The following is a 13,280-nucleotide window of genomic DNA, read 5'->3' as shown; positions in this document are numbered from 1 at the left end:
TCGTGGAACTTTGGCCAGGTAAACCGCATCCCCTCGGCGCACGCTCCGATGCGCAGGGCACCAACTTTGCGCTGTTCAGCGACAGCGCCGAATCCGTGTACCTCTGCCTGTTCGACGGCGATGGCCGGGAGGAACGCATCAGGCTCACCGAAGTTGATGCGTACGTCTGGCACGGGCACGTTCCGGGGGTGGGCCCCGGCCAACACTACGGCTTCCGTGTCGACGGCCCCTGGGATCCGGCCAATGGGCAGCGCTTCAACGTCAACAAGCTGCTGCTGGACCCCTACGCCCGGGCGGTCGCCGGGACGGTGAACTGGGGCCAGCCCGTCTATGCCTACACCTTTGGCGAGCCGCTGACACGCAACGACGAGGACTCCGCCGAGCACACCTACCGTTCGGTGGTGGTCGATGAACACTTCGACTGGACGGGCGGGGACGGCCGGGAGGTGGCGGCCCCGGACATCCCGTACCACCGCACGGTCATCTACGAAGCCCACGTGAAGGGACTGACGCAGCGGCACCCCGACGTGCCCGAACACCAACGCGGCTCATATGCCGGGGCCGCCCATCCCGCCGTCGTGGCCCACCTGAAAAACCTGGGGGTCACCGCCGTCGAACTGATGCCGGTCCACCAATTTGTCCAGGACGATGCTTTGGAGGTGAAGGGGCTGCGCAACTATTGGGGCTACAACACCATCGGGTTCTTTGCCCCACACAATGAATACTCCGCGGACGCGGACCCGTCCGGTCAGGTGCGCGAATTCAAGGAGATGGTCAAGGAACTGCACCGCAACGGGCTCGAGGTGATTCTGGACGTTGTGTACAACCACACCGCGGAGGGCAGCGACCTGGGGCCCACCCTGTCGTTCCGCGGCATTGACAATGACAATTACTACCGCCTGATGGACGGCGACAAGCAGCACTACCTGGACTACACGGGCACCGGCAACTCCTTGAACGTCCGGCAGCCGCACCCCCTGGCGCTGATCATGGATTCGCTGCGTTACTGGGTCACCGAGATGCACGTGGACGGCTTCCGCTTTGACCTGGCCGCCACGCTGGCGCGCGAATTTTACGAAGTGGACAAGCTCTCCAACTTCTTTGAAATGGTGCAGCAGGACCCGGTGGTATCCCGCGTCAAGCTGATAGCCGAACCGTGGGACCTGGGACCCGGCGGCTACCAGGTGGGCAACTTCCCGCCGCAATGGACGGAATGGAACGGCAAGTTCCGTGACACCGTGCGGGACTTCTGGCGCGGCGAGCCCTCAACGCTGGGCGAGTTCGCCTCCCGCCTGACAGGGTCATCGGACCTCTACGGCCATTCCGGGCGCCGGCCCGTGGCCTCCATCAACTTTGTCACGGCTCACGACGGCTTCACGCTGGCGGACCTGGTTAGCTACAACGACAAGGCCAACCAGGCCAACGGCGAGGACAATCGCGACGGCGAGAGCAACAACAGGTCCTGGAACTGCGGCGTGGAGGGCCCCACCGACGACCCCGCCGTCACCACCCTGCGCGCCCGCCAGCAACGGAACTTCCTCACCACACTGCTGCTGTCCCAGGGTGTGCCCATGATCTCCCACGGAGATGAGCTGGGCCGGACACAGAACGGTAACAACAACGGCTACGCCCAGGACTCGGTTTTGACCTGGATCGACTGGGATGGCGCCGACACGGAGCTGACCGCCTTTGCCGCCCGCCTGGGAGCCTTGCGGGCGGCGCACCCGGTGTTTCGGCGCCGCCGCTTCTTTGACGGCCGCCCGGTGGACCGCGGGGACGGCGGCGCCCTGCCGGACATTGTGTGGCTGCGCCCCGACGCCGCCGCCATGACCGCGGCCGACTGGGACAGCGGGTTCGGGCGCAGCATTGGCGTGTTCCTCAACGGTAACGGCATCCCCGACTGCGACGAACGCGGCCAGGCCGTGGCGGACGACTGCTTCCTGATGCTTTTCAATGCCGGGGATGACGCGGTGGACTTCACGTTGCCCGACGCCGGATACGCGGACGCCTGGGTGGTGGAAGTCCACACCGACGGCGTCAGCGCCGGGGAATTTGCCGCCGGCCAGGTGGTGCCGGTGGCCCCACGCTCCACTCTGGTGCTGCGTGCTCCGGGCCGGGACTGAGGCGCCCCGGGCGTGTCCGCGTAGCTCTGTCCGGGAGGTCTTGGCCGGGTAGGTCTGGGAGGGCCACCCAAACGGCGGGGACGGCATGTTTTCGGTGGCAGGATAAGTACCATGACTTTTCAAGCCGCGGAGAACCGCTATGAGACCATGCCCTACCGCCGCGTCGGCCGCAGCGGGCTGAAGCTGCCGGCCATCTCGCTTGGATTGTGGCATAACTTTGGGGATGACAAACCGTTTGAGGAGCAGCGCGCCATTTTGCGCCGCGCCTTTGACCTGGGCGTCACCCATTTTGACCTGGCCAACAATTACGGCCCGCCGGACGGCAGCGCCGAAACCAACTTTGGCCGCCATTTCAAGGACGATTTTGCCACCCACCGCAACGAGCTGGTCATCTCCACCAAGGCGGGCTACTTCATGTGGCCTGGCCCGTACGGAGAGTGGGGCTCCCGCAAGTACCTGCTCTCCAGCCTCGATGACTCGCTGACCCGCATGGGCCTGGACTATGTGGACATCTTCTACAGTCACCGCCCGGACCCGGAGACACCCATGGAGGAAACCATGGGTGCCCTGGACACTGCAGTGCGCTCCGGCAAGGCCCTATACGCCGGCATCTCCTCCTACACGCCCGCCCAGACCCTGGAGGCGGCCCGCATCCTCAAGGAGATGGGCACTCCGCTGCTCATCCATCAGCCGTCCTACTCCATGCTCAACCGCTGGACCGAGAACGGGGAGCCCAACCTGTATGAGGCGCTCGACGCCGTCGGTGCCGGTTCCATCGCCTTCTCGCCCTTGGCGCAGGGCATGCTCACCGACCGCTACCTCCATGGTGTGCCGGCCGATTCGCGTGCCGCGAAGGAACGCTTCCTGCACGAAAATGACCTCACCGGGGACAAGATGGCCCGGGTGCGGGCGCTGAACGACATTGCAGCCTCGCGGGGGCAGTCGCTGGCACAGATGGCCGTCGCATGGATCCTGCGCGATCAGGTCAAGGGCAGCCCCGTCACGTCCGCGCTGGTGGGCGCCTCCAGCGTGAAACAGCTGGAAAACAACGTGGCCGCCATCAACAACCTGGGCTTCACCGACGACGAGCTGACGGCGATCGACGAGTTCGCCGTCGAATCCGACATCAACAGGTGGGTCCAAAAGTAGCAGGCCGGACGGCCGCTTTTGGACCAGAAAGCGGGCGGTCAACGAACCACTCCTTGCCTGGGGGAACAAAATCGAGGCATGGGAAGTTGATTAGTATGGTTAAGGCGCCGTTGGGGCGCCAGGTCCGGTCCAAGAGCCGTCAGCCCTGCCTTGATGCGAAAGCATGCTGGCGGGCGCCGGCCAACCACCATGCAGGTGGCAGCCGGGCCGGAGTGATTTTGAGTTTTTAGAAGGAGTTCCGTGTCCAATCATCCTATTCGGGTTGCCATTGTCGGTGTGGGTAACTGTGCCTCGTCCCTGGTGCAGGGCGTGCAGTATTACCACGACGCCGACCCGTCCGTGAAGGTTCCGGGCCTGATGCACGTTGAGTTCGGCCCGTACCACGTCAATGACGTGACGTTCGTTGCCGCCTTCGACGTGGACAGCAAGAAGGTGGGGCTGGACCTCTCCGACGCGATCGGGGCCAGCGAAAACAACACCATCAAACTCGCCGATGTGCCGAAGCTGGACGTCCCCGTCCTGCGCGGACCCACCATGGACGGACTGGGCAAGTACTACCGCGAGACCATCGTGGAGTCAGACGCCGAACCCGTGGACGTCGTCGCAACGCTGAAGGCCGCCAAGGTCGACGTCCTCGTGTGCTACCTGCCGGTCGGCTCCGACGCCGCCGCCAAGTTCTACGCCCAGTGCGCCATCGACGCCGGCGTCGCCTTTGTCAACGCGCTGCCCGTCTTCATTGCCGGCACCAAGGAGTGGGCAGACAGGTTCACCGCTGCGGGCGTGCCCATCATTGGCGATGACATCAAGAGCCAGATCGGCGCCACCATCACGCACCGCGTCATGGCGAAGCTGTTCGAGGACCGCGGCGTCATCCTGGACCGCACCTACCAGCTTAACGTTGGCGGCAACATGGACTTCAAGAACATGCTGGAGCGCGACCGCCTCGAGTCCAAGAAGATTTCCAAGACCCAGGCCGTCACGTCCAACACCTCCGCAGTGCTCAGCGCGGACGACGTCCACATCGGCCCGTCCGACTACGTCGCCTGGCTCGATGACCGCAAATGGGCCTTCGTCCGCCTTGAAGGCCGCAACTTTGGCGACGCCCCCGTGTCCCTGGAATACAAGCTGGAGGTGTGGGACTCCCCGAACTCCGCCGGCGTGATCATCGACGCCATCCGCGCCGCCAAGATCGCCCTGGACCGTGGCATCGGCGGGCCCATCCTCTCCGCCGCCAGCTACTTCATGAAGTCCCCGCCGGAGCAGTTCGCCGACGACATCGCCCACGAGAAGGTTGAAGCCTTCATCCGCGGCGACATCTAAACGCCGTATCACCTTTGGTGCGTTTTTCCTGAACGACGCATCACCTTTGGCTGATTAATGCCGAACGCTCTCTCAATTGGTTGAGGGAGCGTTCGGCGTTAACGGCCGGTTCCGTGGGTTTCAGCTGCCGGACGCGAAGCCGGATGCGATGGCAGGATCCGTCCAGGCCTGTCGAAGGGCTGCCCGGATGCGGTGGACTGCGGATTCAAAGCCGTCGGCAAGATCCGCGTCAGTGAAGATCAGCACGATCCAGCCGGCAGCCTCAAAGGCCTTGTCCCGGCGCCGGTCGCTGTGCCGTTGCACCTCGTCGAGGTGATGGGCGCCGTCGTACTGGAGCGCGATGCGCCGCGACCGGTAGCCGGCATCGGCCGACGGTGTGCCACGCCCGTTCCACAAGGTGAGCTGCAATTCGGGCTCCGGCAGGCCGGCGTCGTTTATGGCCAGGCGCAGGAGGGTTTCGGGCGGTGAATCGGCACCCACGCGCATGAGGTCAAGGGATTCCCTGGCGTGGACGATGCCCTGCAGATTTCGATGCCGTCCCACCATTGCCCGCAGCGATTCCATGGTGGCGTAAGGCGATTGGCGGTCCTCGAATTCGGGCCGCGGGATGCGAATGAGCTGGTCACCCAGGCACACCAGGTCTGTCAGGGGCAGTATTCGAGCCAGATCGAGCCAGGTCCGCGCCCTTGTGCTGATTCGTAGGTTGCCATCCGTTTCCACTTCGTCGTCGAAGGCCGTCACGCGGTGGGCGGTGATGCCTTTCCTGCGTATTTGCGGAAGGTTTCGGGCCTTGCTGAAGTGCAATTCGTTTGAATCGGACAGCCAGGGAGGTCGGACAAGTTCGTGCAGTCGGGCCGCCGTCGAATGTGAGATCCAGGCGCCCGGTGTGGCCGCACAGAGGGCCCGGGCCGCCTCCCGCAGAGTGAAGTCCCAGTCGGCCGGCCGGTACAAACCCTGGCTGACACCCGTGACCCCACGGCCCCTCAACTCGGGACGTGTCAGTCCGCGGGCCTGGGCTTCAGCCGTCGTGAAGGGGATTTCGGGGATGCCGCGTGCTCCTTGCGTTACCATAAATCCAGTCTGGCCCACATTCGGATTTTGCGGTGGAAGTTATCCACAGGCAGGCGGACGCCATTGGCTGCGACCGGAACGGTCGCAGCCAATGCCGATACGGCGTTGGTGGGAAAGGCGCCAATGGTGATACGGCGTTGGTGGGAAAGGCGCCAATGGTGATACGGCGTTGGTGGGAAAGGCGCCAATGGTGATACGGCGTTTTTAGGGGGCGAGCCAGATGGTTGTTTCCGCCGGGATGGTGCCGCCGGCCGGTTCGCCGGAGCTGAGCACCACCTTGGAAAGGTCGACGTTGGCGGGCAGCTTGGCGGGCGCGCCACCAAAGTTGGTCAGCACCTCCCAGCCGTTGGGCCGCCTGTAGCGCACCACCGTGGCGGCGGCCTCGCTGACCCACTCCAGGGATTCCTCCGCCTGCAGCTTGCGCCGCCAGCTCAATGCTGCGCGGTACATTTCCAGCGTGGACCCGGCCGTGCCGTCCTGCGCGTCGGCGGCGTGGCTGGCAAACCACTCCGGCTGCGGCAGCCACGGTGCTCCGCCAAAGCCAAAGTTGGTCCCCGCCGAAGTCCACGGCAGCGGCACGCGGCAGCCGTCGCGGCCCTTGACCAGGTGCTGCGTGCGGAACCAGGTCGGATCCTGTAAGGCGCTGACGGGCAAATCGGCCACTTCGAAAAGCCCCAGTTCCTCGCCCTGGTATAGGTAGGCCGAGCCGGGCAGGCCCAGCATGAACAGCGTCGCCGCCCGGGCCCGGCGCAGGCCGCGGGCCGGATCGGTGGCGGGCGTGGCGCCGTCGGCCAGCAGCCATGCAGCCAGGTCGTCCAGGGTGCTCCCGTCCGGCAGGGCGTAGCGGGAGGCATGGCGGACGACGTCGTGGTTGGAGAACACCCAGGTGGAGGAAGCACCGGACGCCGCCGCCTCGATGAGGCACTTCTCGGCGATGGCGCGGAATTCGGCCGCGTTGAACGGTGCCTGCAGCAGGTCGAAGTTGAACGCTTGGCCCAATTCGGTGGGCCGGGCGTAGTTCAGCCGGCGGTTGGTGAACGGCACCCACGCCTCGGCCACGGCTGCCTTCGGGGGATCGTATTCGCTGAGCACGTCCCGCCAGCCGGCAAACACCTCATGCACGGCGTCGCGGTCAAAGAGAGGGTCGGTGCCGTCGTCGACCAGGATCTCCAGCTCAGGCTTGGAGCGCAGCGGCAGGGACATGTCCTTGACGAGCGCGTGCGCCACGTCCACGCGGAAGCCGTCCACTCCGCGGTCCGCCCAGAAGCGCAGCGTCGTGTGGAAGTCCTCGCGCACCTCGGGGTGGTCCCAGTTAAAGTCCGGCTGCTCCGTAGCGAACAGGTGCAGGTACCACTGGCCGGGCCTGCCGGCGTTGGGGCCCGCCTGCTCCACCACCCGCGTCCAGGCGCCACCACCAAAGTGGGACGGCCAGTCCGACGGCGGCAGCTCGCCGTGGTCCCCCAGCCCGTCCACAAAGTGGTAGCGGGCGCGCTCGGGGGATCCCGGCGCGGCAGCCAGCGCGGCCCGGAACCACTCGTGGCGGTTGGAGCTGTGGTTGGGGACCACGTCCACGATGACCCGGATGCGGGCGTCGTGTGCGGCGGCCACCATGGCGTCAAAGTCGTCCAGGGTGCCCAGGCGGGGGTCCACGTTGCGGTAGTCGTCGACGTCGTACCCGCCGTCAGCCAGCGCCGAGGGGTAGAACGGGCTGAGCCAGATCGCGTCAATGCCCAGCGAAGACAGGTAGCCCATGCGCGACGTGACGCCGGGCAGGTCTCCAATGCCGTCGCCCGTGGCATCGGAAAAGCTGCGGGGGTAGATCTGGTACACGGCGGCCTGGCGCCACCAGTTGGCCTCGGGGTGGGTGGAGGGCATTGCGGGGATGGTCATGTAAGCGGTTCCTCTCGTCTTTATCCGTGAGGTTACCAACTTCGCGGACGACTGTCGCAACACTGGGCACATGTCGGTGGGCTACCATGGCAGAAATGCAAGGAGGCGGTGCAGCTGGGACGGATGTGGACACCGGCAGTTTTCGGCACTGCCGTGCTTGCCGGCGCAGCCCTGCTCACCGGACTGGCGGCGTGTGCGCCGGGGCCGGAAGCGCCGGCAAGTCCCGGCAGCTCCCGTCATGCGACGCCACAGGAGGGACCGGCCATGACGCCGACCAGCAAGGAACCCCCAGCGGGAAGCCCCTCACCGTCCGTGCACCCGTCCCCGGTGGGGAGCGGAACTGACCTTTCCATCACCGTGACGCCGTCCGTCGGGGCGCAGCCGCACACCTACCGTTTGGTGGCGGCCAATGGTGCGCCGGGACCGGAATCGACGGTTCCGGCTCCCGGCGCCGCGCTGGCGGCGCTGGACCGCTTTGGCGAGGGCATCTTCTTCCCGGTCCCGGGCCTGCCGCAGCAGTGCAAGGATGTCTACGGCGGCCCCGAGGTGGCCGTGGTCGCCGGGGTGTTCAAGGGGCGCGCGGTCAAGGCCACCTTCAAACGGACCGACAGCTGCCAGATTGCCCGCTGGCAAGCCTTGGCCCCATTGTTCGGCGCCGTGGCAGGCGGCACAGGGGCGGTATAGCGTCCGGCGCCCCAAATGTCCGCATGCAGCACGACTGTCCGGGCCAAGCACGACGGCGGCACCCACCACGTGGTGGGTGCCGCCGTCGTGCTTGGCCCAGTCGTGCTGGGGACAATGCTTGTCAGGTTGGCGAAAATCGCGTCAGCGTTATATCGATCCGGCACGTGGGGACCGGCGGAGGCCGGCCCCCACGTGCCGGATCCTGTCGCTAAATGCCCAGCTTGCTGTGCGCGGGTGCCTCGGGCAGCACCAGCTGCTGGCTCTTCTTCGGCTTGTCCTTCTTGGGCTTGACCTTATTGTTGCCATGGCCGTTGTCCGGCACCACGGCGGTGCCTGCGGGGGTCACGATGACCGAAACGAATGTCTCGGTATCGGTGCCGCCGAAGGACACGCGCCCAATGTAGGACCCGGTTTCCAAGCCGGTCCACTTGAGCGCCACGGAGCCTGCCTTGCCGTTGGCGAGCTTCAGCGGGTTCGGCGTTACGGTGGCGTTGCCCGTGCTGGCGCCGAGCACTGCCGCATCGACTGTCGCCTTGATAGCGGCCCCGCCGGTGCTGGAGTACAGGTTGGCGAGCAAGGTGTACGTCCCCGGGGCGGGGTTGGACAGCGACAGGGTTTCGCTGGAAGAACCGGTCCGCACGTCTGAGTACGATCCGTCGGGGTTGAAGACGATCATGTCAAAGTCGGCCGTCGGATCCGAGGAAATGACGGAGAACTTTGCCAGCTTGGACCCCGCCGGGACGGTGACGGCCTTGACGAAGTTCGACTTGTCCGTCGCCACGGCCAGCGGTCCCGGAACCAGCGAGACTGCCGAGGAATCGGCCTTGGACAGTCCATCCAGGGCCACCTTGATGGGCGCGTTGGACCCGGAAACCACCGGAATCGCTCCGGTGCCGCTGCCGCCCTTGGAGGAGAAAGCCGTGTCGCGGGCCACAAGCGCCGGCAGCGGCCGGACGGCGATGGGTGAGGCAACATTCTTGCCCGCACCCTGCCAGACCAGGCTGCCCGTGGCAAACTCGCCCAGGGGTGCCTTCGCATTTTCAAAGGTGACCTTGAAGGTGCGCTGCTCCCCGGCCCTGCTGAAGTTCAGCACGGACGGGGTGACCTTGACGTCCACGCCGGGAACGTTGGCCGTGGCACGGTACATGCCGGGGCTCAGTGCCGTCACCGTGCGGGTGACGGTGACCTTGCCGGCCAGGCTGCCGACGGCAAACGATGCAAGGTTCATGTCGCGGGCCTTGGTGCTGCCCAGGCCCGGAATGCCCAGGTCCAGTCCGGTGCCCTGAATGAACTTGAGGTAGTCGTCGGCGTTGGCGTCGTACACCAGGCCGGGATCGAGCACCTTGGCGACGGCCACCTGGCCCGCGCCGGTGGCGAAGACATCGGTGTTCTTCGTGCCGTCGGCGTTGACGACGTCGGTCGCCGTGGTCATCATGGCCGACTTGATCGTTGCGGGTGACCAGGTGGGGTGCTGGGAGAGGATAAGCGCGCCAAATCCGGCAACATGCGGGGACGCCATGGACGTTCCGGACATCATGCCAAACTGGGCGCCGTCAGAACCGATGGGCGATACCCCTGCCAGCACGTTGACACCGGGTGCGGCGACGTCGGGCTTGAGCAGGTCCGAATCCGTGGCCGTGAGGGGCCCGCGGGAGGAGAAGCCGGCAATCTGTGGCTGCGGTTCGACGGGGAGACCGGTGGTGTCCTTGTTGACCAGGGCGACCAAAATGTCCGGATTGGCCTTGACCTTGTCCTTGATCTGCTGGCTGTCCGGCGGGTTCACATGGACCGTGGGCACCGAGTGGAGGTCCAGGTCCTCGGAGCCGGTGACGACGTTGACCAGGATCATGCCGATGCCGCCGGCACGCTTGACCTCGGCGCTCTTGGCCACGCGGTCAAAGACTCCGCGGTCACAGACCACAATCTTGCCGGTGGCCTTGGTGGCGTCCAGGGAATCCGGGCCGCATAGTTCAGGGGTGGCTGCGCCGGCTGCGGCTGCATCCGCGGCGAGGGCCACGTGGCTGGCCGGGACCTCATGGTCCATCATGCTGGCGCCGCGGAATTTGCTGCCGTCAGCGAACTCCGCCGTGCCTTGCAGCTCTGAGCTGAAGGTGGTGGCGGCGACCGTGGTCAGCCACGGGGCGCCGTGGTTGACGGTGCTGGGGGTGGGCCCGGAATTGCCGGCAGAGACGGCAACAAAGACGCCTGCCGAGGCAGCCGACAGGAACGCCAGGGCCACGGGGTCCGTGGTGGTGGAGGTGCTGCCGGAGATGGAGTAGTTGAGCACGTCAACGCCGTCCAGGATGGCCTGGTTGATCGCGGCGACGGCGGCGGAGGTGTAGCAGCCACCCGTGTTCGGGTCATCGTCCTCCCAGCAGATCTTGTAGATCGAGAGCTTGGCTGCCGGGGCAATGCCGCTGGTGATGCCCATGTCCTTGGCGCCGATGTTGGTATGGATGTTGGCATTGCCTGCGGCCGTGCTGGCCGTGTGGGTGCCGTGGCTGCCCACGTCCACGGGGGAGAGGAGTTCCTGCGGGGCCCGGTGTTCCGGGGCTACGCTGTCCAGGAAATCATCGGCGAAGTAGTGCGCGCCGAGTACCTTGGAGTTGCATGCGGTGCCGTCAAACGCGGCGCCGGTGCCCACACCTTTTTGGCACTCGCTCGTGAAGGTGTCGCCGTCGGCCTTGAGCATGGCGATCTGGCCGTCGCCGGTCCGGTAGGGGACCCCGACCTGGGGCTCACCTTTGAGCGGCTTGACGTTGGTGCCCGCAAAGAACGGGTTCGACGGCGTGTAGCCGGAGTCGACAACGCCCACCACCACGCCCTTGCCGGCATTCTTCACCCCGCCAAAGGCCGTTTTCCAGGAACCTTTGCTGCCGCTGAGGCCCAGGTAATCGGTGGTGGAGTAATCCGGGGCGTTTTCCGTATCGGGGGCAACCATCAGGACGTCGGGGTCCTTGGCCAGCTGGAGGGCCTGGTCCGCAGAGAGGTTGGCGGAGAAGCCATTGATGGCGGCCGTGTACTTGCGCTTGATGGTGACGTTTTCCGTCTTGGCCACAGCAGCCTGCCTGCTTTCCAGGTGGGCCTGGTACTTTTTGACCTCCGGTCGCTTGGCGTCCAGCTTGCGGCCGACGGACGGCTTGGTCGCCGTCAGTCCGGCCGTGCCGCCGTTGTAGGTGGCGGCGGGCTTTTCGGCCAGCACCACAATGTAACGGCCCGCCTGATAGCTTAGCGGGTCAATGTTTTTGGCTTGGACAGTGGATGCGTTCGATGGCAGCGGGCTAGCTGTTGCCGGCAGCGCCCCCACGGTGGACAGGAGTAGCGGTAGGCCGGCGGAAATTGCCGCGGCCCTCCGGAATCCCGGACTATTGAGCAGAGCTCTCCCCAGATGTTTCATGAGTGATGCGAACCTTTCGACTGGAACTGTCCCGGCATCGTTGTCGGGACGGTTATCTTGGTCGCCAGAAATGACAATTTTGTCAATTCATTGCGGGTACCCGTCAAACGGTACAGGCTGGGGCGCGTTTGTGACAGGGGACACGCGAGCCTGTCGTGGGACGTCAGCCGGGCGCGTGTTCTTGCGCCCGGCTTTTGTCAGCAGCCGGGCGGGACCACGTATTGATACGTCAGTGAAAGGTCATAGCTGGCCATGGTCCCGGCTGCCGTGTCTTCCCAGCCAAAGAACTCGGCGAAGACGGAAGCGGCCCGCCCCATGTCCATGCGCGTTTGTGGGAAGTCGTACAGCGAGGCGATGGCTTCGGCCCACAGCTTCGGCGTGCGGCCCTCCACGAGCAGTCCGGTCCGGCCGTCGCTGACGGCCCGCGGCAGTCCGCCCACATTGGTGGCAACGACGGCGGTACCGCAGGCTTGGGCTTCGAGGGCCACCAGCCCGAAGGATTCGCTTGAGGAGGGCATTGCCACAATGTCCGCACTGCGGTACCAGTCAGCCAATTCCACGGCGGTCACAGGGGGAAGCACGACGGCGGAGCCGGCCAGCCCGGACTCGGCGATCATCTGCGGAAGGTCGTATTTGTCGTGGCCGCTGCAGGCCCCGAGGAACGTCGTCCGCAAGGGGATGTCAGGGCGTTCGGCGCGCAGGATTTTCGCGGCCTTGACCAGGACATGCGGACCCTTCAGCCGCTGCAGGCGCCCGGCAAAGACCACGTGGAAGTCGTCCCGGGCAATGCCGTGCATCTTCCGCGACCGGTCCCGGAACGCGGGCTTGAAGACTTTCAGGTCCACGCCGGGGGAGACCACGTCTATGCGCTGTTCGCAGCCGTCGTAGTGGCCCTCCAGCTCGGCCGCCTCGGCTGTGGTGTTGGCAATGAGCCGGGTCGCCGCCGCCACAATCTGCTGTTCGCCGTCCTCCCGGATGCCCGGCTCCGCGGACTGGCCAGGCTGCAGGTGCTTGTTCTTGACCCGGGCCATGGTGTGCATGGTGTGAACCAGCGGCAGGTCAAGCTCCTTGGCCACGATGATGCCGGCCATGCCGGAGACCCAGTAGTGGGAATGGACCACATCGACGGGTACGGGGTCCGGGGCGCCTGGGCCGGCACCGTGCGGGCCACTCCCGTGGGGGCCGCTCCCGCCGGGGCCACTCCCGTGGGCGCCTGGGCCGGCACCGTGCGGGCCACTCCCGTGGGGGCCGGCCAGGGAACTGTCGGCCGGGGACGGCTGGGAGGTGAGGGAGGCAATGTGGGTGGCAACGGCGTCGGCCATCTGGGGAATCAGCGCGGGGAGGGACTCCTTGGACACCTTGCCGAACGGCCCCGCCGTCACGTGGTGGACGTTCACGGACGGTGCCATGGCCACGGTGTCCGGCTGGCCGGCGGAGGTGCGGCGCGTGTAAATGTCTACGATGATGCCCGCTGCCGCCAGTTCCAGGGCGAGCTGATGGACGTAGACGTTCATGCCGCCGGCGTCGCCCCCTCCCGGCTGGTCCAGGGGTGAAGTGTGGAGGGAGAGCATGGCAACGCGTCGGACCTGGTGCACTGACAGCCTTTCCTGCTGAACCGGATGTGCCTGGTTCTTATCTTCCCACTG

8 protein-coding genes are annotated in these 13,280 nt (G+C 65.9%); 4 read left to right on the top strand and 4 right to left on the bottom strand.

The window, feature by feature from the left end:
• Window positions 1-2 precede the first annotated feature (2 nt).
• The 3 genes from glgX (at window position 3) to CVV68_RS10815 (ending at window position 4,592) form a co-directional block, all read left to right on the top strand.
• Window positions 3-2,123: a glycogen debranching protein GlgX gene (gene glgX, locus CVV68_RS10825; protein ID WP_110501025.1), complete on the top strand. Its 2,121-nt coding sequence runs from the start codon at window positions 3-5 to the stop codon at window positions 2,121-2,123.
• Between the two features lie 111 nt (window positions 2,124-2,234).
• The gene (gene mgrA / locus CVV68_RS10820; protein ID WP_110501024.1) at window positions 2,235-3,272 is read left to right on the top strand and encodes an L-glyceraldehyde 3-phosphate reductase; all 1,038 of its coding nucleotides are present in this window, start codon (window positions 2,235-2,237) and stop codon (window positions 3,270-3,272) included.
• 240 nt (window positions 3,273-3,512) lie between these two features.
• A complete protein-coding gene (locus tag CVV68_RS10815; RefSeq protein ID WP_110501023.1) occupies window positions 3,513-4,592 on the top strand; it encodes an inositol-3-phosphate synthase in 1,080 nt (359 codons plus the stop codon).
• A gap of 120 nt (window positions 4,593-4,712) precedes the next feature.
• On the opposite strand, the gene CVV68_RS10810 is transcribed toward CVV68_RS10815, so the two are convergent.
• Both CVV68_RS10810 and CVV68_RS10805 read right to left on the bottom strand, forming a co-directional pair.
• Window positions 4,713-5,663: a DUF559 domain-containing protein gene (locus CVV68_RS10810; RefSeq protein ID WP_110501022.1), complete on the bottom strand. Its 951-nt coding sequence runs from the start codon at window positions 5,661-5,663 to the stop codon at window positions 4,713-4,715.
• A gap of 204 nt (window positions 5,664-5,867) precedes the next feature.
• The gene (locus CVV68_RS10805) at window positions 5,868-7,553 is read right to left on the bottom strand and encodes a glycoside hydrolase family 13 protein (RefSeq protein WP_110501021.1); all 1,686 of its coding nucleotides are present in this window, start codon (window positions 7,551-7,553) and stop codon (window positions 5,868-5,870) included.
• 108 nt (window positions 7,554-7,661) lie between these two features.
• Between CVV68_RS10805 and CVV68_RS24760 the strand changes: the two genes are divergently transcribed.
• Entirely contained in the window at window positions 7,662-8,237 is a 576-nt protein-coding gene (locus CVV68_RS24760; RefSeq protein ID WP_306415690.1) for a hypothetical protein, read from the top strand.
• A gap of 208 nt (window positions 8,238-8,445) precedes the next feature.
• Here CVV68_RS24760 and CVV68_RS10795 read toward each other — a convergent pair whose 3' ends face one another.
• Both CVV68_RS10795 and CVV68_RS10790 read right to left on the bottom strand, forming a co-directional pair.
• Entirely contained in the window at window positions 8,446-11,634 is a 3,189-nt protein-coding gene (locus CVV68_RS10795) for a S8 family serine peptidase (RefSeq protein ID WP_110501020.1), read from the bottom strand.
• Window positions 11,635-11,831: 197 nt separating this feature from the next.
• Entirely contained in the window at window positions 11,832-13,229 is a 1,398-nt protein-coding gene (locus CVV68_RS10790; protein ID WP_146238868.1) for a glycosyltransferase, read from the bottom strand.
• Window positions 13,230-13,280 lie beyond the last annotated feature (51 nt).

It is taken from the genome of Arthrobacter livingstonensis, from assembly GCF_003219815.1.
GTDB lineage: Bacteria > Actinomycetota > Actinomycetes > Actinomycetales > Micrococcaceae > Specibacter > Specibacter livingstonensis.
This window is presented reverse-complemented; position numbering and strand designations above follow the sequence as displayed.